The organism is Synechococcus sp. BIOS-U3-1 (assembly GCF_014279975.1).
GTDB lineage: Bacteria > Cyanobacteriota > Cyanobacteriia > PCC-6307 > Cyanobiaceae > Synechococcus_C.
Genome location: NZ_CP047936.1, coordinates 999,246 through 1,018,913, shown reverse-complemented (window position 1 = coordinate 1,018,913; position 19,668 = coordinate 999,246). Strand labels below are relative to the sequence as shown.

The following is a 19,668-nucleotide window of genomic DNA, read 5'->3' as shown; positions in this document are numbered from 1 at the left end:
TCTTAAAAGTTATGGCTAGAAAATTAGATACCTAGAGGAACAAGCTCAGACTTTGCTTTATCCCATAAAATTAGAGAAAAGCATGTCGGAATTTGATGCAAATAGAGGGGTTGCACATCTTCGAGTAAATGAAGGTTTGAAAAATGACAATCTCGTAAGCGGTAATTAGGAATCCTTTCTGAAAGATGGTGAATATGATGATAAGCAATATCGGCAGTAAACCAATTCAAAATTGGTGGCAACTGAAGAAAGGAAGAACCCTCGATGGCGCCTTTAAAATAACTCCAATTTTCTTCTCGACTGGCGTAGGAACCTGGAAAATTATGTTGAACGAAGAAAACCGCAATCATCAAGGCTGCGCTCGAACTCATTACACAGACATAAAGAATCCAAAAATGCCAATGTCCAATAGCATTACCAATCATTAGCCAACACAGTGCAAGAATCGTAGTATTTGCAATCGTGTCATAAACCTCCTCCCTCGTATAAAAAAAGCTAGACTGGTGCTTATTGATGATTGAAACAATATTGGGAATCTTCCCTTTGCTGATCTCAGTAGAGATCTTTCGAAGGCTTACAAAAAAGCACTCAACGAATCCCAAAAGCAAAGCGATCCTTGGCTTAATGATTAGATAATAAAAACCACCAGGGAAAAGTAATAAAGGGTGACGCAAGATCTGGTAAAGAGTTTTAGCACCAGACTTCTTCGCCTCATAATCAGCTCGAGTGGTCAGAGCTGATGGACCCCTGTAACGATCCCAGTTACCATTATATTTATGATGGAACGCATGACCACGTGACCATGGATGATGAGGAATACCATGGATAATGCTAAGTCCAAATGCAACAAATCGATTCACACTTCTGGAACGAAACAGACTTTCGTGACCACAATCGTGCATCAAAGAGAAACTACGGCTCATCAACAGAATGATGAGTACAAAAAGCAATGGAGCTGCTAATAAAGAAACCAGATTGAACGAAGTCGTTACCGCAGAAAAGGCGACGACACAAACAGCCATGGGGACGACCGTATTCAAGATCTGCCATACAGCGATTCGATCATCGCTGGCCATGTGAGACTTGAGATCGAAGTCGACTCTTCGGACAGGTCTTGCCCTTTGTGTGCGGGTGGCAGAACTATTCAAAAGATCGTTGCATCTTGGTTTTTTGTCTTGGGCGTCATTGGAGCAATTTATCGAAAATCCAACCTTTTCGTCGAATCATATTTTCTACGAAAGGACAGTTTGGGGACCGATGGGGTGATGAGTGGACAGATTCCAGTGAGGGCGGGCCATTCCGCCTGGAGGCTGCCGTCCAGAAGCCGTGTTGTGAAGAGAAAAACAGTTCCAACATGAGGTCCGACACAACCGGTGCGGGTGGTTCGTCACCACTCGACCGTTGAAAACCGCTCTCGAGAGATCAGGATGGAGAGCCCAACCATGCTGGGAGGGCATGCCGCAACCAGTTTTGAAAGCGATCGGTTGATCATCGCTGGAGAACTGGTCTCAACACAGCTCAGCTGATTGCAGAAGCTTCGGACAACAAAGGCGAGCGAGGGGGCTCGTCAAAATTCGCAATCGGGAATGCAGCAGTGAACAAAGCCGATGACCGGAAAAGACAACTCTCCGCGATGTCGACACTGACAAGTACAGTCAGCGGCACCTCCAATATCCCGATAGACAGGGCAAAGCCTGAACCAAGCCGAATCTTCCACCTCTCTACTGCTTTCAGCTCTGGATGCGAGGCTCAATGGCGATAAATTGCCTTCAGCAATAGGGATTCGATGAACTCACTCGATCTTGAAGTTGTCAATGTGCTGTTTTTTCAACAGATGATTGAAGCTGTCGAAGAGGAGCAGTGGAACTCAGCAGCAATGGCTCTCTACAAGCTCTATGCCATTGAAGAAGGAGAACGGTTTAATGATCTCACCAATGATCTAGCGGAGGCCGACGGTGATTGGGAAGCAACAGCGGCTTAAAAGCTTTTAAAGGTTTCAATGAAGTCGAACTAGGTTGCTTGAGAAAAGTTTCAACAACCAGTCTATTTAATCAATCTTTTCATTTTTATTTTTAAATGTATTAAAACATAAGATCGAAGACTAGTCTTCAAAACAAGTTCAAACAATCCTTGATTGAAAGAATCAATGGATGAGTTATGGTGACTACCGGCTGAAAAGTGATAATAGATGTCTTGCAGATTTACTCTCAATGCCACCTATTAATTTGCAAAATCGTGATGTATATTTAACATGCCGCATACATCAAACCCTAGACAAAAATCTATTATCGCATGCACCACAAACAAGGCTTATCGAATCAAATAAAATCAGCATATCAGAATAAAGTTTTACTCTGAGAAGCTTACTCAATGAAAAACTCACTTCTCAATGCCCTTGCATCCTGAATCCGTTGATCCTTAGCAAGTTGTCGTAGTCGAGAATCCAACCAAAGACGCAGACGAACTGTTTTAAATGGGATGTTCAGAAGATCATCGGATGGCTGGTTGTTCTCGTCAAAGATCGTCAACAGTCAAACTCTATGCCCCTTCACACTAAGGAAAGAGCAAGCGTCACAGCGAGGTCAAACATCTTCCCAAAAAGCCATTGGCCTGCTGATATCAACAGAACATGATTGACAAGTGAAAGCCTAATTGTTCAGCAATTAGGAATCATGCTGATGAAGAGTATGCAGCTTTTCAATGATTGTTTTTTGTAATCGATCTTTTTTTGAAGAAAGCCAGGTACTCACATTGGCTTTCTCTTCTGAAGAAAGATTCATTTTTTGCACATAATCCTTGGTCGCATCCCAAACAAGAGAACCAAACTCCTTGGAATGCTTCAGCCGTTCAGCCACACCTCCATGAAGATCATCTTCATCCAGTAATGGATGAGAGTCAACAATCGCGGTCACATCAACAATTTGAGGATCTGAATGCTCCGACATTAGGCATGATCACAACCGACCAATCCATAGCAAGATCTACAGGAATAAGGACATAAGCATGACGCCAAGCAACTCAACGTGACAAAAGAACAAAGAAAATTGAGTTGATCTTGCTAGAGCAGTCCATTATTGCTGGACATTATGCTGCGGGACCATATTCGGAAAGCTCCGCAGCAGTAGGACTCATTGCCTTAGCCAATACAAGCAGGTCTGTCGCCAGGCCATGCTCACCTTCACGCAGAAGCAGTTGCCTTAGAGAAATCACATCACCGTAGTCAGCAGCGGCGGTACCGTTGATCAGGCCACGTGCGGTCCCACGTGCAACAGCCAATTGAAGCGTCATACTCATAGCTACAGGCTGATCCAAACTCAGGAGTTAGTCGCTGTAACCCCCTACAAAGCTCCTTAATTCAGGATTAATCCACAAAGCACCACCTGCTGAGAACAGAAAAACTCAAGAAGCTCACAATCAGAGCTCCTCAGCAAAGCTCAGGAATCCACGACAAGACACACCGCTTCTAGCTCCAGCATGGGGTTCTAAGGCCGATGAGCGGCAGAGCGTTGCAAAGTCACTGGGGACTCAGGGGACATCTTCAGAAAAACAGAAATGAGCACCACAACACCTTCACAAATGAAAGCAAACCCTAATCGTGGGTAGTGTCTAAGGACTTTCTTCCAGATCACAACAGCTTTCAAGCCACAACAGAAATCCCATATTGGCGAAGATAATAGGATGAAAAACGAATTCAAAGTCATTTCAGGCTTCCTGTTTCTCAATTCAATGATCATTTCAGGAGCTGTGCTGCTCTACATGAAAGGGGGTTTGCGATTTGAAAAAGTTCTCAGTCACCTTTTGGGCTAACATGTTAGTTGAGGTCTACAAGTCTAACGTTAATCATCCCGCATCCCTAAGAGTAATGAGCAATCAAAAGCTTGCCTAATAAATTATATTTCCGAACTAAGGCATTGAACTAATAGAAATAAGCTCGAATAAAGAGATTGGTATTATTAAGAATTTTATGTGAGTGGTTCAAATTGATCGATTTGATCAAAATACTGATCAACTAATTCAATCGCAGAAAAACCATCTGGAAAAAGATCTTGCCAGTTATCCTTCAAGTATTCAAACCTCTGCTGGGCATCTTGCAGAGTTGAATGATGACTATCAAGACTTTCTTCGCCATTGACCGATAAAAGTATTTGGTACTGAAGTTTCTGAAAAATCATAAGTCGTGAAAATTCTTCTTCAAGAAATAAGTATTTTCATTAAATACAAATCTATGAAAGTCAAGATGAATCAGCTCGCGCCACAGCAGCTCTGGACTTCGATCCTTTAATAATTGCTTAGCGGAACACCCCTTGGCAAGAGCAGACCAATCTTGAACAAACATCCACAAAATAGAGACCTCATCACCTTTATATTCTGCAAAAAACGAATGCTCAAACTGCTTTGCAGTATTGATACCGTAGCCTTGGATAATCAGGAGAAATCGATCAATCTCCTTTTCTTTGGTCACATAGCTAGTTTTATTGCAGATCATATCAACTAGCTTTTGACAGACCAGACTCTTTGACTCGTACCAGTTTGACAGATTAGCCATCGCACCATTTAATCATTTTAAGATCTTCATCGCCTTCACTAAAAAGTTCAACATCAAAACCATTAAACCAAGCAACAAATGCTTGAGAGTAACATTCACCGTGGGGAGTTTTCGTATAAGTTCCGCTTGAAAAATCTAATCCATTTTTTGTAATTGAAAAAGCCTCTGCATGGTATACATAAACAGCATAAGAATACTTAGCCAAACACTCTTTTCTTTCGCGTGCACTCAAGCCACAGCTTTCTATCCAATGTTCAATATTATCCTCTGGATTCAGGCTAAGCTGGTATTTATCAACCATCTTACTGGAAACAAAAAATAATCCTGAGTGTTGATTATCATTCCAGTAAAAACCACTTTCATAGCGCGAGTAGTCAGCAGCATGCTCAATCAAATCATCCTTGATGGAATAGAATTTTTCTTCCCATCCACGCTTGTCTTGTAGCTGACTGTTCTCCATTGAGCAAGATTAGACCATCCTCAATCAAAAACAAGTTTTTTCACTCTGCTTGGTCAAGAAAAAAACATAGACGCGAAAACAAGTCAGTAAACAGCGAGTAGCGACCAACGACTCCCTCAGTCCGTTATCACCCTATCAAGAGCAACCAAGCGCCTTAAAATCTTGCCCTTCGTTCTGCATGAAGCTAGTAAGGCGGTCGACCCAACCTCGCTAACAAACCATATCTTGTTCAACATCAGACTTTCGTGGCGATGAGTCACCCTTAAACCTTAGTGAATCAGGTCTAGGCGGATCAGAGTCAGACAAATCAGGTCGAAGCGATGAATAAAAATCTCTGCATATAGCGCATCTTCTCTATTGATTGAATCCTTTGCACTGTTCAGTCATGTTTTCATAGCTCAGAGTATTACACTGATACACCGACTTTCAAATCGTGGCCTTTTATTGCTAAAGCTTCCAATCACGAATTGAAGGCATGATCCGCAGATCTTCTGGCCCAAGCATCAAAGACTTGATCATCGGGGACATGACTGAACATCAAGGTCAAAAAAAAAAACCCGGCAAAGCCGGGTTTCAAACATCTGATTTATATTTCTAAACCTAATCGAATAGGTTACCAAGGTTGGAATCGTTCCGGAACGTTGTGGGATTAAGGGCTGCAAGCGCCGCATCTGCGATGGTGCCCACAGTGCTATCGATTGCCGAGGCAATATAAGTATTAACGACAGCAACGCTTCTCCCATCAAAGCAAGCAATATAACGTAGTCCTGTAGTTCCGTTGGTAAATTTACTAGCAGTTATATAAGTCTTCCCACCAACATCAACAGCATTGAGATCTGCCTTCGTGGCAACTCCTGGAATATACATTTTGGTAAAACCGGGTGCAAAACCGACAATTACATCAGCCTGATTTGGGTTTAGTGCGGCATTGTCACCATCAGTTCTCAAAACAATGCGACCTGTCCCGAAATCAGTAATCGTGTCTTTGCCCAGGTCTCCTACAGCAATATGCTTAGTTCCAGTATTGATTCTAATAGAATCATCCTCAGAACCTCCACGCAAAACACTCATTGTGGTGCTGTCAGCGCCGGTAATGGTGTCATTTCCCCGATTTCCATTTTGCCAATCACCCCCCCTAATCGAATTTGAAAGGTCAATCGTGTCGTCCTCACTACCACCAAGGATAAAATCTCGTGTAAGGGATCCAACTTTGGACGTGATGGTGTCTCTACCAGCATTTCCATTAATTTTATTGCTCCAAATACTACCGGCGATGACGTTACTCAGAGTGACATTATCGTCTCCATCGAGCATCCTGGTGTGGTAATTAGTAATTGTATTACCTGACAAATCGACAGTATCGGATAGATTAGAATAATCGCGAATTGTTGAAGAGGTCGTACCTGCAAATCGAGCGTTATTGCCACTCGACATGATTGAGGTGTTTCGAGCTGATGAAGCCATAACAAGAAGACGTTCAAAAGAGGAGCGCTTAGCGCTTTCAATCCAATCGTTACCAAACAGAACTAGACGAGGCTAAGACCACAGATTTTCTTGCGATTTCTATTGAGAATTCAATAGCCAATTATTGAGGAAGTTTGTAAGCAATTCAATTTTGGCACTAAAGCGTTTGGCTCTAGATCCGAGGGAAGAGCTCCACTGGTCTTCCAAATCACTTCCCAATGGTGATCGGAGCCTCCTTGTTCTTCCACCACACCCAATCGCGGATTGGAGGGGTATTGCGCAGCTCTTCCCGGGTCAGTCCAAGCTTGAGTTTCTGTGAGGCACCGAGCAGCACATCCAGCATCTCCTCTCCATCGCTGCACCGTGCCAGAGCCTGATTTGTTTTCTTGGCACCATCGAGCGCCCTGACCAACAGAGCCACGCGACGGAACGGGGAAAGAGAACGAGGATCCATATCCAGAGCTCTGCGGCGCTTCACCGTAATCACATTCGCTGACAGCTCCGGTTCACGCAGTCAGAATCAAGTGATCGAAGTGCTCTAAATGGCGTCCCAACGGGGCCATCACTGGGTTATCGGTGACGTGCACGGGTGTCACGAGGCCTTGCTTTGCCTGATTTCCGTCTTGCCAGCCGGGGATCATCTGGTGTTTTGCGGCGATGTAATCAATCGAGGGCCCGGCATCGCCGCATGCATCAACTTGGTGTGGGGATTGGTGGACAGCGGTCGGGCGACTTGGTTGCGAGGAAATCACGAACAACGTTTGGTTGAAGGCCTCCAGGACGTTTCCGCAGCGGGCAGACATGATCTACTCGCCATCGAGACGTATCGACAACTCGGTGACACGCTCATGAGGGAGTGGCAACAACGATTGAGCACGCTTCCTTTGGTGTATTCCGGTGAAGGATGGGTGGCAACTCATGCTGGCTTCGATCAGCAGGGTCAGCCAGACCTGAATGTGCGCGAACGCTTCTGGGAGAGCTACGACGGTCGCTATGGAACCGTGGTGGTCGGCCATACGCCACGACCTGGCGTGGAACAACACGGCCAGATCGTGATGATCGATACCGGCGCGGTCTATGGCGGTCTGCTCACAGCGTTTTGCCCCGAAACCCAAGCAATCGTGCAGGTGAACGGACAGCCCACTGACACGGCAAGGCCAGCAAACAGCCCTGAGCTCATCGCAGAAGTGCCTTGCTGAGGGTCTACCGCAGCAACCGAGCCGAATTGCTCGCTGAGCTTTTGGCCCAGGAACTCAGGATTGAGCCTCCTGGCCCGTTTGAACAGATCGAAGTGGTTGTCAATACCTGGCCAACCAGCCGTTGGCTGGGTGAACAGCTCGCCAGAGTCAACGGGATCAGTGCACTAGTGCGCTTTCCATTCCCTGGTAGTCGCTTACGACAGCTCGTGCAGAACGTGATCAGCGATGCGCCTGCAATCGAGGATCCATGGAGAGCCGAACGCCTGGTCTGGCGGGTCCTGGAAGTTCTACCGCAACTGCTTGAACAGGAGTGTGCGTCGAGCCTCCGGGAGTGGTGGGAGCTCCATGGCGGTCAACGAGGACGACTGAATCGTGACCAATGGCAACTGGCCCGCAGCCTGGCCGATGCCATCGACGATTACGCGCTCTACAGGCCGGAGGAGCTTTCCGACTGGTTAGCAGGAGGAGCAGGTGATCAACTCCCGGAAGGCCTGCAGTGGCAGCCTTTGCTGGCCCGTGCGCTTGCAGAGCGCTTGCCCTGCAAGCCTTTCGGGTTGCAGGTCCAACAAGTTGTCGAACGGCTCCGCGATGGTGAAGAGCCGGCATTACCACTGCCTTCACGCCTACGACTCTTCGGCGTCAGCAATCTGGCCCCGGTCCAGATCAATTTGTTGCAAGCCCTAGCCGGGCGCATCAGCGTGGACTTATTTCTACTCACACCCTGTCCAGACCTTTGGCAACGGTCTCAGCGACGACGAAGGCAACTAGGTGAGGACTGGACCAACTCCCCTGATGGCTCCTGGCTCATCGAAGCTCCCCGCCTAGAGGGGATCCTGGGCCGGATGGGTGCCGAATTTCAATTATTGCTGGAGGGCAGCGGCGAGTGTCTTCTGGGCAGCTGGGAACAGGGCGACCTGTTTGCTGATCCCACCATGATGAGAGCGCCAGAAGACTCCCAGGCGTCTCTGCTGGAACAGCTGCAACGGCAGCTCGCAAGCGGCGAATCGGACCCAACACCCCTGTCACTGATGCACGGCGACCATTCGTTGTTGTTCATGGGCTGTGCAGGTCCCTGGAGAGAGGTCCAGCTTGTTCGTGATCGCATTCTCGGCTGGATGGCCGCTGATCCACGTTTGCAGCCGAGGGACATTCTCGTCATGACCCCAGATGTGGAACGCTATGCACCGCTTTTGGCTTCTGTCTTTTCCGACCGGGATGCCACTGGTGTGGACCTGCCCTGGCGGCTGACCGATCGCAGTCAACAAAACTGTCCCGGGCTTCAACAGGCTTTCATGAGCCTGCTGCGCTTGAGCGCGGATCGGCTCACCGCAAGCGGTCTGGAAGCGCTGCTTGGCAACCCAGCACTACAAAGCCTGAAACAGCTGACATCGCAGGATGCAATGGCGATCACCGATGCACTACAGCGCAGTGGCTTTCGCTGGGGGCTGGATGCAGCTGAACGCAACGGAGATGACACCAATAGCTTGCGCTGGTGCCTGGATCGCTGGCTGCTGGGTCTGGTCTTGCCGGAAGAACCTGGGCTGGCCGTTGATTGCTGCGCACCCGCGCTGACGGATCTGAGCCTGCAGCAACTCGAGACGTGGTGGCCACTGCTGGATCAACTGGCCGGATGGATCGCCCAGTTACGTCGTAGTGCTCCCTGCCCTGAATGGGTGATTCGACTGCGCAGGCTGCTCGAGGACATTTTCAATGACGGTGGCAACTGGGACTGGGAGTTACAGGCCATTCATCAATGCCTTGAGACCTGGCAGCTCCAAGCCGTCGACTGCTCTCTGGAGCTGGATATTGCTGTTGTGATCAGCATTCTGGAGGAAGCGCTTTCAACGGAAAGCGGCCGCTTCGGCCACCGCAGCGGTGCCCTCACGATCAGCGCACTAGAGCCGATGCGAGCGATCCCCCATCGTGTGATCGTCCTGATGGGTCTTGATGCCTCCTCCTTTCCGAGACATCAGGAACGTGCAGGCTTTCACCTACTCGAACTGCAACGTCGTCTTGGCGACCCCAGCAGCACCGACCAGGATCGCTATGTGTTGCTTGAAGCACTGCTCTCAGCTCGGCAGCATCTGCTGATCAGCTGGAGTAGCCGTGATGAGCGACAGGGCGAAAACTTACCGCCTTGCCCACCAGTTCAACAGTGGCTGAGTCTGCTTGTAGACGAGCTCGATGCTGAGCAGATGGACCGACTGCTGATTCACCCTCCAGCCAATCCTCTCGACGTCGCCAATTTCATCGTGACGCCACAAACAGATGCACTCAGTTGCGACCGCCGGCTTTTGGACGCACGACGCAATCTCGATGCACAGATTGGTGACGATCAACCGCATCGTGATCTAGGCCTGGCCCTTCCGCTTGTTTGGTGGCATCCAACAACCGATGCAGCCTTACCGATCCACTCGGAAGCAATTGAAACACTGGAACGCTGGCTGCAGGGGCCCCAAAAGGAATGGTTGAAACGTCAGGGCATCGATGCAGGTGAATGGTGTGATCCCGTCAACGATCTTTCCCCCCTATCGCTACCAGAGCTGGCCTGTCATCAGTTGATCAGCCAACGACTCTCTGAACAGCTCGACCTCCTAAGGAACAATCCCCAAGCTCGATGGGACATTCAAGAGACGGAAGACTGGATTGCACGCAGTTGCGGACAGGGCCTCATGCCTCCTGGCGCTGCTGCAGAACTGGATGACGATCGACTCGAGCGACGCTGGCAGAACCTTCAGAAAACAGTTCTGAGCCTCGGGCCTCTGCGGCTGCAACAGCAGCCAGCCTCCCAGCGATCAGCCCTCGTGATGGCGGGAGACACAGCCGTTCAGATCAGTACGTCAAGGTTGAGGTCACGTTCTCTGCTGCAGGGCTGGCTGAAGCACTTGCTTGCGCAACTGGACCACGCAGCCTGCAACACCGCTGTGGTGTGCCGACAGGACGGCAGCGCAAAAGCCGATCAATTTCACATCGCCATGCGTTGGAGAGCGCTAACACCTCCGGAGGCCGAACTCGAGATCAGCGTTCTGCAAAGCCTGGCGCAGCAGGGAGCAAAGGTGTGCTGGCCGGTGCCTCCGGACAGCGGCCTGGCCAGGGCACTGGCATGGTCCAAGGGGGAGGAAGCGGCGGATAGAGCCTTTATCAATCGCTGGCAGGGAAGCTTCAGCGGCTGGGCCGAACGCGATCGGTCCGAACAGCAAGTCTGTTTCGGCAGCCACTGCGATGCAGACTTGCTGTTGCGCCTAGAAGGCTTCGAAGCAGCGTTCCAGGCGTTGTATCAGCCACTGCTCGAGGCACGCTGCTGATGACAATGGACTCTGCTGGCAAAACGAGACGATTCGAACCCAATACCTACCCATTAACGCCTGGCATTCGACTCCTGGAGGCGAGCGCTGGAACAGGCAAGACCTTCGCCCTAGCCCACCTCGTGCTGCGACTGGTGACGGAGAAAGCGTTGGGCCTCGATCAACTGCTGTTAGTGACCTTCACAGAAGCCGCGGCCGATGAGTTGCGCGACAGGGTGGGGCGCCGACTTGACGCAGCGCTGCAGGGACTGCTGCAACTGGAACGGCACAACACTCATTTGCCTGAAACGGATGCGGTCCTACAAAGCTGGCTTGAGCAGCATGGACAGGAGTCCCAGCAGCGCAGACTATTGGCCAGCCGACTGCTCGAGGCACTGGAAGCCTTGGAGCGGGCCGACATCACCACAATCCATGGCTTCTGCCGCCGCAACCTTCGCCGCCAGGCACTGCAGAACGGTCAGGCCATCGATCTTGCCCTTGATGATGACCCACAGACCCAGGCCATCCAGGTTGCCCATGACCTCTGGCGAGATGAAGTACTCGAGCTGGCACCGGGCCATGTAGCTGGACTGCTGCAAGCAGGCCTAGCGCCAGCAGCACTCGCTTCAGCACTTCAAAGACTGGATGGCGACTGTGCGGTCCGCATCGCTGAGGATGCGGAGCCGATCACGACTGAGCAACCGCTTTGCGGAGTTTTTCAGGGTTGGCTTCAGAGCCGCTGGGAGCACTTCCTCGACCTATGGAACACAGATGGTGCGGCCCTTGAACAAGCTCTTCGAAGCTGCGCCAGCGAATGGCGCAGTCTTGGTTGCACCGACACCAAGCCCTTCAGTGCCCGCCCCAAAAAAGACCGAAGCCAGGAGCTCGACAGCTGGACTGACCACATCAGCAAGTCCAGTGGACATCCGATGCACTACGTCGACGTGCGCAATCAGATACTTCTCGGTGGTTATTTCCATCCAGGCAACTTTCAGAAAACAGCACGTTCCTGTGGTGAAAGCGATCCCAGCCTTGTGTCAGCTGCTCTGCAGGCCGCCATCGCCGATCTCTGGGATGGACCAGCCGAACAGACCTGGCGCCATCTACTCATCAAGGGGCTGAAACAACTCAACGAACGACGCAGACAACGTGGGGTTATTGGATTCTCAGGGCTTCTGGATGCACTCGACCCTGCACAGTCCGCTGTAGCTGAAGCCTGGCTCACTCCTCTGCGGGCGCGTTATCGGGTGGTGCTGATCGATGAGTTTCAGGACACCGACCCACTTCAGTGGAGACTGCTGAAAACCGCCTTTTCGACACCGAACCACCTGCTGCTGATGGTTGGTGACCCCAAGCAAGCGATCTATCGCTTTCGCGGCGGAGATCTGAACACCTACAAAGCTGCACGGCTTGATGCGGATTGCATTGATGACCTACTCGATAACCGCCGCACAACACCACGACTGATGCAGGCCATGAACCAGCTGATGGCGCCAGGACTGAAGCTGTCCGAGCTCTCGGTGCCTGAGGTGACGCCAAGATCTAGCGCACAACCACTGCCGATGCCAAAGGGGAGTGCATCCCTCCAGATCCACGACATCAATCCCGATGACGACGATGGGAACAACAGCCGCACATCACTTGAGATGTGGATTCCCCGCGTGGCAACGGATCTGATCCTTCGCACCCTGAGACAGGATCCAGGACTGGATCCCTCCGAACTCTGCATCCTGGTCAGCAAGCATCGCCAAGCCGAAGACATCCGCGCAGAACTTGCAGCTGCTGGTCTGCCGAGTCGGCTAGTGAGTCAAGGAGATGTCTTCTGCAGCCAAGGAGCCACCGATCTGCAGACATTTCTTGACGCGCTCGCACGTCCGGCCCATGGCGGCGGATTGCGGCAGTTGGCAGTGTCATCACTCCTGCAATGGAGAAGTGATGATCTAGAAGCCGCCGATGGCAACGGCCAGTTGGATCAGCTGGCCTGTCAACTCCAGCAGCTCGCGATCGAGTTGCCAAAGCTAGGACTGATGGGTTGCCTGGCACGCCTGATCGATGGACAAACCGTGGCAGATCTGTCGAGCCGCGGCCGCTTACTTGGTGACCTTCAGCAATGTGCACGACTCGCACAGGACACAATGCACCGCCAGGGATTAGATGCCTCCAGCGGGGCCGATTGGTTGAGACGCCAACGCCTTCACCCTCCCGACACGATCCCAGAACAGCGCCAACCCTTCAGTGACCTGGCTGAAAGTGCGGTTGCTGTTGTGACTATTCATCGCAGCAAGGGTCTGCAGTATCCGGTGGTGATCTGTCCTTATTTGTGGGAAGCACCCTCTGCAGGGAAAGGTCCGCTGTGGCGTGTACCCCCAGGGGATGATTCCGGAAGCTGGCGGGTGGCGCTCAATCCGCATTGGGGATTGGGGTATTCGGCATGCCATTGCGATCAGCTGGAGAGTCGTGCCGAAGCGGAACGCCTCGCTTACGTCGCGATGACGCGAGCCGAACGCCATCTCGTTCTGTTTCAGGCCAGGGCAGCCCGGCAAGAGGGAAATCCACTCGCACCATGGCTGGAGAAACTCGCTGATCCACCGGGTCCGTTGATCAGCTTGCACCGCGCCGAAGTCAACCCTATGCCAGAACGCTGGCACGCCCGCATGGTTGAACGAAACCTGCAATGTGGTGCAGTGCCACGTCATGGTTTTGACCGCAGCTGGGGGCGCAGCAGCTATTCAGCCTGGATCTCAAATCATGGGAATGCGAAAGCCACCAGTCCCGACCCCCGCAATTTTGAGGAGGGGCGCGATGTGGATGCCCAGACCGGTACAGACGCCGAAAGCCTGTCATTCAGCGATCAAAGCGAACCGGTCGATCTAGATGACAGCCCGTTGGGATCATTCCCGAGGGGGGCAGCAGCCGGCGATTGTCTGCATCGCATCCTGGAACAGATCCCATTCGACCAAGACATCAAACAGGACAACAACCGCGCACTGGTGGAACGTGAACTGACGCGGTCTGGCCTGGAGACCGACTCCGTGGACGATGTTCTCGAGGGCCTGGAGACCCTGATGCAGGCTCCCTTCGGAGGACCCCTTGGTGATCTGCAGCTGAGGTCATTGCACAGTCGACGGTGTCTGCCGGAACTCAGTTTTGATTTACCTGTGGCTCACCAGGGCAGAGCGGTCCAGCCCCAACAACTTGCACGGGCCTTTCGCGTAGAACCCAGTCGGCGGTTTGGTGAACGCTATGCCGATTCACTGGAAGATTTGGAGTTTCTCAGCCGAGGCTTTCTCACTGGCTCCATCGATCTGGTCTTCACCGACGGCGACGACCCCGCCACTGCACGCTGGTGGGTTGCGGACTGGAAGAGCAACTGGATCGGCGAAAGAGACGTGGATGGTCGTCCATTGCACTGCGGACCACGGCACTATTCGCAGAATGCGATGGAGGAGCAGATGTACCAGCACCACTATCCACTCCAAGCCCATGTCTACCTTGTCGCCCTGCATCGATACCTGCAGTGGAGACTGAACGGCTACCAACCCGAGCGACATCTCGGTGGATACGCCTACGTTTTCCTTCGTGGTGTTTCCAAATCTGGCGGCAGTGGCGTGATTCTTGAAGCAGCACCTCTGCAACGCCTCCATGCACTCGACCATGTCCTGAGGGGTGAGGTTTGATGGACCCCCGCGATCGGACAAGTTCCTCATCGGTTCTGAGCAGAGGAATGATGTCCATGCTGTTGCGCCGTCATCCACCACCGGCGGAGTTCGGTGACAACGAGCTCAGTGCTCTCAAGGACCTTGTGGAGGCGATGACCCAAGCTCTCAGCCAGGGTGAGATGAGCGTCGATCTTGGAAGCGGCGAGCAGGAACCCAGTGGGCTAGAGGCCATTGGCTGGCCCGAGACCCACCGACGAGTGCTTGAAGCCAGCGGCTGGTTGCACAGAGACCCTGTGCTGATGGTGATGGAAGGAGATCACCTGCTCTGGCGGCGCTGGCATCAAGGCATGGAGACGCTGGAACAGACACTGATCCAACGCAGCACACTCCCTCCCGTCGGCAATCCACACAGACGTCACAGCGGAAATGACATCAAGAGCGTGGCTTTGGACCAACAGTTCAACCTGGAGCAGCTGGCGGCGGTGCACGCCGTCAGCGATCACAGGGTGGTGTTGCTCAGCGGCGGGCCCGGCACCGGCAAAACCAGCACTGTGAGGGCCATGCTGATCCAAGCCATGGCAGATCGCGAGGACCTGCGCATCCATCTGGCTGCTCCGACAGGGAAAGCGGCACGGCGGTTGCAGGACGCGATCCGAGGCGATCAACGCACGTCGGAATTGCCATGCACCACATTGCATCGGTTGCTGCAGGCCAGACCGGGAGGCTTCAGTCGTCATCGCCGAAATCCCCTGGCGTTGGATCTGCTGGTCGTCGACGAAGCGTCAATGATCGACTTAACACTGGCGCAGGCACTGATGGATGCTCTGCCAGACACTGCACAACTACTGCTTGTTGGTGATGCCAACCAGTTGCCACCGATCGGGGTGGGCGCCGTCTGGCAACACCTGCAAAAAACTGACCTCCAGCTTCAATTCGGGGCTGCTGCTGTGCGCCTCCATCAGGTGTACAGAAATCGAGGAGACCTAGCTCGATTGAGTTCCCTGTTATGCCGTCGGGGAGCGGAAGCCTTCTGGGCCGACCTCGCGGATCTCGATGACAAGGCCGATCACAAAGCCGAAAACGAAAGCGATGACGAGAGCAACGTGCATCAATTGCTATCGAGGTCTTCTGAATTTCCAGCTGCGGTCACCGATGCCGTGAATCAGCAGCTGGAGAATCTGAAATCGGCGGCACACAACCTGAAGGTCAGGCCTGATGGATCTCCCGATCCCGACCTGGCCCATGACCTTCTCGAGCGCCTCGATGCCTTGATCGTGCTCTGCCCCCGACGTCGTGGGTTGTGGGGCGTGGACAGCCTTCACCGGCAGCTGGTGTCAGGCACTGATGCCGGTGACTGGCCCGAGGGGCTGCCTGTTCTCTGCAGCGACAATCAAATGGAACTGGGTCTGGCCAACGGCGACCTCGGCCTATGCATCGGCAGCGGTGAGACACGCAGGCTGCTGTTCCGATGCAGTGATGACTCCGGGAACGGTCTTTATCGACTACTCCATCCAGCCAGGGTCCGCCGAATCGAGCCTGCTCTTGCTCTCACCATCCACAAAGCTCAGGGCAGCGAGGCTGATCAGGTTGTGCTTCTGTGGCCACCCTGCGACGACGCAAGCAACACAGCTCTCCTTTACACCGCTATTACCAGAGCTCGTCATCAACTGACCGTGGTCCGACTGGCATCCTCCAAGAGCAGCGGCATGCTTGGGGCGATCGATCGTCAGGGGTCGGTGTGACGACAAGAGTGGAGCGTCCCTGGGGCTGGTACGAGGAGCTGGCCGAGGGACCCGGCTACAAAGTGAAGCGGTTGCTGGTTAAGGAGAATGCCCGGCTCAGCCTGCAACGCCACCAACATCGGAGCGAGCATTGGGTGATTGCCGCTGGAAGTGGATCCGTCTATTGCGATGGCACATGGATGGACGCATCGGTCGGCAACACCTTTGAAATTCCCGTAAGAGCCATTCATCGGGCCTTCGGAGGCCCCGGTGATCTTCTGATCATCGAAGTTCAACGAGGTGCGATTTTGCTGGAATCCGACATCGAACGACTGGAGGATGACTTCGGGAGGGTGATAAATTAATTACTCACCTTTGAAAAGAAGGCAAGCAATACAGCGCGGCACAACATGCCGATGGGACGTTGCAGGCCTGATTTGAAGGATCAATCAGGCAGACCGCCTTCCTCGACATGACCCAGACGCCATCGCAGGCCGTTGAGACCTGCGCAGTGGATCTCACTGTTTCTGAACTCCCTCTACCTACAGCCGAGGCTGGTGAACAGGATCTGTTCACCACCGTGATTGACCCAAGCGGAGAAGAGCAATCCTCTGCAGAGCCAAGCACTGAGGAGGCAAATCCTTCCGGCTTTGCAGGGTTTGGATTCAGCGAGGCACTGCTGAAAACCCTGGAGGAGAAGGGCTACAAAGAACCTTCTCCAATTCAAAAAGCAGCCATTCCGGAACTGATGCTGGGCCGCGATCTGGTCGGCCAGGCTCAGACCGGCACAGGCAAAACCGCTGCCTTTGCACTTCCTTTGCTGGAACGCCTTGAGGGACGTAGCACTCAGCCCAGGGTGCTGGTGCTCGCACCCACGCGTGAACTGGCCATGCAGGTAGCGGACTCCTTCAAGGCCTACTCCGCTGGGCATCCCCATCTAAATGTGATGGCGATCTATGGAGGATCCGATTTCAGATCGCAGATTCATGCCCTCAAGCGTGGTGTGGATGTGGTCGTAGGGACCCCTGGACGGGTGATGGACCACATGCGCCAAGGAACACTGAACACCTCAGGGCTGCGCAGCCTGGTGCTGGATGAAGCCGACGAGATGCTGCGGATGGGCTTCATCGACGATGTGGAGTGGATCCTCGACCAACTGCCCGAAGAACGTCAGGTGGTGCTGTTCTCGGCAACGATGCCGAATGAAATCCGCCGTCTTTCGAAGCGTTACCTGAGCGAACCAGCAGAGATCACCATCAAGACGAAAGACCGTGAAGCCAAACGGATCCGTCACAGATCAATCACGCTTCAGAACTCTCACAAACTCGAGGCCCTGAACCGTGTCCTAGAGGCTGTGACAGGAGAAGGCGTCATCATTTTCGCCCGTACAAAGGCAATCACTCTCACCGTGGCTGAGTCCCTGGAGGCATCAGGTCACGATGTGGCAGTTCTCAATGGTGATGTTCCCCAGAACCAGCGCGAACGAACCGTTGATCGGCTGCGCAAAGGCTCAGTAAACATCCTGGTAGCCACAGACGTGGCAGCCCGTGGTCTGGATGTGGATCGGATTGGGCTGGTGATCAACTACGACATGCCTTTCGACAGCGAGGCTTACGTGCACCGCATCGGGCGTACAGGTCGTGCCGGGCGCACAGGTGAGGCCATTCTGTTTATTACGCCTCGGGAGCGTCGCTTTGTTGGCAACCTCGAACGGGCGGTGGGGCAGTCCATTGAACCGATGGACATTCCGAGCAATGCCGAAATCAACGAAAGCAGGTTGACTCGACTTCGTAGTCGTCTGAGCGAGGGTGCTTCAGCTGAAGGCAATGAGGAAACCAAGCTGCTGCAGGAGCTGATTCAGAAGGTGGCTGAAGAGCACGAGCTGAGCATGGAGCAGCTGGCCGTGGCAGCCCTAAAACTTGCCGTGGGTGATCAACCGCTGCTGGTGCAGGGTGATGAGGGCTGGCTCAAGACACCTGCACGCACTGATCGTCGCGATGATCGCCGTGATAGCCGCGGTGGCGATCGTCGCCGCGTAGATCGAGAGTCGCGCCCTCCCGAAGACAACATGATGCGCTACAGGGTTGAAGTGGGTTATCGCGACCGCGTCAAACCAGGAAACCTTGTTGGTGCCATTGCCAATGAATCAGGCCTACAAGGGCGAATGATCGGAAGAATTCAGATCTTTGATACACATAGTCTTGTGGATCTTCCCAAAGGCATGCCTGAGGATGTCTACAACTCCCTTCGAAGACTGAAAGTCATGAACCGGGAGCTTCAGATCACACCAGCGTCCTAAACCTGATGGCAGGCCGCGTTTGTTTGATCAGCATGGCTCTCGCCACGCTGATCCCGGTTTCCGGGCCCGCAAGCTCGATGGAAGCTGAAAACAAAATCACCCAGCTTTGCCTTGCAGGCTTCAAAACGGCCATGACCCAGGCCGGGAAAGTCCCTCCTGAGGGGATGGGGGATTTCACCTGTGCTTGCTTTCTCAAAGAAATGAGCAAGGGCAATTCAATTCAATGGCAATCTTTGCTGAGCACAATTGAATCGGCACAGGAAATCTGCAAACTGAGGGCAGCGGAACGCTTCAAACTCTGAATTCCATCCGCAGTTGATCAGGTTTGCTCGCAAAACCTGATCTGTTAATCCCCTCATCAACACACTCAGACTGAATTCGGACACTTGTTTCGCATCTCTTTGCTGTCCAGGCTGTAGCGTGTAATGGCATCAGCTTCATCGTTCGGCTCTGATCGGCTCGCTCCCCCCGGCTTCAGCTTCTCGGCTACAGCATCAAGGACTTTCCAATTCGGACCACGGCTTCTCTGATCAAATGTCCATCGGTCCCAACAGGAAATGACCATCTACATCGGCAATCTCTCATTCCAGGCTGAGCAGGAAGACCTGCTTGATCTGTTCAGCCAGTACGGCGAAGTGAAGAGCGCCAGCCTTCCTCTCGATAGAGAAACAGGTCGCAAGCGCGGCTTCGGCTTCATTGAAATGAACACCGACGAAGACGAGCAAAAAGCAATTGACGACCTTCAAAACGTCGAATGGATGGGTCGAATGATCCGTGTGAACAAGGCCACACCTCGCGAAGGCAGAGGTGGCGGTGGCGGTGGCGGCGGCGGCGGCCGTGGTGGTTACGGCGGCGGCGGTGGCCGCGATGGCGGCGGCGGCGGCTACGGCGGTGGTGGCGGAAATCGCTGGTGATCAACGTCGTGGAGCTGGCTCAGAGAGCTGGCTCCTGCTCCGACCGGTCTACTTCTGATCACATGAAATCACGGCGTTTTTAGCGTCCACTGACCTTCAGCAGACCAGCCCCCCTTACTCAG

Annotated in this window: 17 protein-coding genes; 9 read left to right on the top strand and 8 right to left on the bottom strand. The window is 52.9% G+C overall.

The features are described from left to right. Window positions 1–23 precede the first annotated feature (23 nt). Window positions 24–1,076: a fatty acid desaturase gene (locus SynBIOSU31_RS05205; protein ID WP_186492398.1), complete on the bottom strand. Its 1,053-nt coding sequence runs from the start codon at window positions 1,074–1,076 to the stop codon at window positions 24–26. Window positions 1,077–1,786: 710 nt separating this feature from the next. On the opposite strand from SynBIOSU31_RS05205, the gene SynBIOSU31_RS05200 reads away from it, so the two are divergent. Beyond that, on the top strand, window positions 1,787–1,981 hold the full coding sequence (locus SynBIOSU31_RS05200; protein ID WP_186492397.1) for a hypothetical protein: 195 nt from the start codon (window positions 1,787–1,789) through the stop codon (window positions 1,979–1,981). A gap of 682 nt (window positions 1,982–2,663) precedes the next feature. Here SynBIOSU31_RS05200 and SynBIOSU31_RS05195 read toward each other — a convergent pair. The 7 genes from SynBIOSU31_RS05195 to SynBIOSU31_RS05165 form a co-directional block, all read right to left on the bottom strand. Next, the gene (locus tag SynBIOSU31_RS05195) at window positions 2,664–2,945 is read right to left on the bottom strand and encodes a hypothetical protein (protein ID WP_186492396.1); all 282 of its coding nucleotides are present in this window, start codon (window positions 2,943–2,945) and stop codon (window positions 2,664–2,666) included. A gap of 139 nt (window positions 2,946–3,084) precedes the next feature. Then, the gene (locus SynBIOSU31_RS05190; protein ID WP_186492395.1) at window positions 3,085–3,294 is read right to left on the bottom strand and encodes a hypothetical protein; all 210 of its coding nucleotides are present in this window, start codon (window positions 3,292–3,294) and stop codon (window positions 3,085–3,087) included. Window positions 3,295–3,962: 668 nt separating this feature from the next. Next, window positions 3,963–4,172: a hypothetical protein gene (locus tag SynBIOSU31_RS05185; RefSeq protein WP_186492394.1), complete on the bottom strand. Its 210-nt coding sequence runs from the start codon at window positions 4,170–4,172 to the stop codon at window positions 3,963–3,965. Then, on the bottom strand, window positions 4,169–4,546 hold the full coding sequence (locus SynBIOSU31_RS05180; protein WP_186492393.1) for a hypothetical protein: 378 nt from the start codon (window positions 4,544–4,546) through the stop codon (window positions 4,169–4,171). Before SynBIOSU31_RS05180 ends, SynBIOSU31_RS05185 begins: the two co-directional genes overlap by 4 nt. Continuing rightward, a complete protein-coding gene (locus tag SynBIOSU31_RS05175) occupies window positions 4,539–5,006 on the bottom strand; it encodes a hypothetical protein (protein ID WP_186492392.1) in 468 nt (155 codons plus the stop codon). The genes SynBIOSU31_RS05180 and SynBIOSU31_RS05175 overlap by 8 nt, the downstream gene beginning before the upstream one ends. Window positions 5,007–5,606: 600 nt before the next feature. Next, window positions 5,607–6,440, bottom strand: coding sequence for a hypothetical protein (locus tag SynBIOSU31_RS05170; protein ID WP_186492391.1), 834 nt, complete (start codon window positions 6,438–6,440; stop codon window positions 5,607–5,609). A 238-nt stretch (window positions 6,441–6,678) separates the two neighbouring features. Beyond that, window positions 6,679–6,948, bottom strand: coding sequence for a hypothetical protein (locus SynBIOSU31_RS05165; RefSeq protein WP_255477373.1), 270 nt, complete (start codon window positions 6,946–6,948; stop codon window positions 6,679–6,681). Between the two features lie 64 nt (window positions 6,949–7,012). On the opposite strand from SynBIOSU31_RS05165, the gene SynBIOSU31_RS05160 reads away from it, so the two are divergent. The 8 genes from SynBIOSU31_RS05160 to SynBIOSU31_RS05125 all read left to right on the top strand — a co-directional run bounded on the left by SynBIOSU31_RS05160 (window position 7,013) and on the right by SynBIOSU31_RS05125 (window position 19,546). Beyond that, window positions 7,013–7,669: a metallophosphoesterase gene (locus SynBIOSU31_RS05160; RefSeq protein WP_186492390.1), complete on the top strand. Its 657-nt coding sequence runs from the start codon at window positions 7,013–7,015 to the stop codon at window positions 7,667–7,669. Next, window positions 7,663–10,974, top strand: a complete 3,312-nt coding sequence (locus SynBIOSU31_RS05155) for an exodeoxyribonuclease V subunit gamma (protein ID WP_186492389.1) — start codon at window positions 7,663–7,665, stop codon at window positions 10,972–10,974. Before SynBIOSU31_RS05160 ends, SynBIOSU31_RS05155 begins: the two co-directional genes overlap by 7 nt. Then, window positions 10,974–14,630, top strand: a complete 3,657-nt coding sequence (locus SynBIOSU31_RS05150) for a UvrD-helicase domain-containing protein (protein WP_186492388.1) — start codon at window positions 10,974–10,976, stop codon at window positions 14,628–14,630. The genes SynBIOSU31_RS05155 and SynBIOSU31_RS05150 overlap by 1 nt, the downstream gene beginning before the upstream one ends. Then, entirely contained in the window at window positions 14,630–16,354 is a 1,725-nt protein-coding gene (locus SynBIOSU31_RS05145) for an ATP-dependent DNA helicase (protein WP_186492387.1), read from the top strand. The genes SynBIOSU31_RS05150 and SynBIOSU31_RS05145 overlap by 1 nt, the downstream gene beginning before the upstream one ends. Continuing rightward, window positions 16,351–16,698 carry a phosphomannose isomerase type II C-terminal cupin domain gene (locus SynBIOSU31_RS05140; RefSeq protein WP_255477372.1) on the top strand — a complete coding sequence of 116 codons (348 nt, stop codon included), beginning with the start codon at window positions 16,351–16,353 and terminating at the stop codon, window positions 16,696–16,698. The genes SynBIOSU31_RS05145 and SynBIOSU31_RS05140 overlap by 4 nt, the downstream gene beginning before the upstream one ends. 107 nt (window positions 16,699–16,805) lie before the next feature. Continuing rightward, window positions 16,806–18,632, top strand: a complete 1,827-nt coding sequence (locus tag SynBIOSU31_RS05135) for a DEAD/DEAH box helicase (RefSeq protein WP_186492386.1) — start codon at window positions 16,806–16,808, stop codon at window positions 18,630–18,632. Window positions 18,633–18,664: 32 nt separating this feature from the next. Further along, complete coding sequence (locus tag SynBIOSU31_RS05130; protein WP_186492385.1) at window positions 18,665–18,934, top strand: hypothetical protein; 270 nt, start codon at window positions 18,665–18,667, stop codon at window positions 18,932–18,934. A 255-nt stretch (window positions 18,935–19,189) separates the two neighbouring features. Then, the gene (locus SynBIOSU31_RS05125) at window positions 19,190–19,546 is read left to right on the top strand and encodes an RNA recognition motif domain-containing protein (protein WP_186492384.1); all 357 of its coding nucleotides are present in this window, start codon (window positions 19,190–19,192) and stop codon (window positions 19,544–19,546) included. Window positions 19,547–19,668 lie beyond the last annotated feature (122 nt).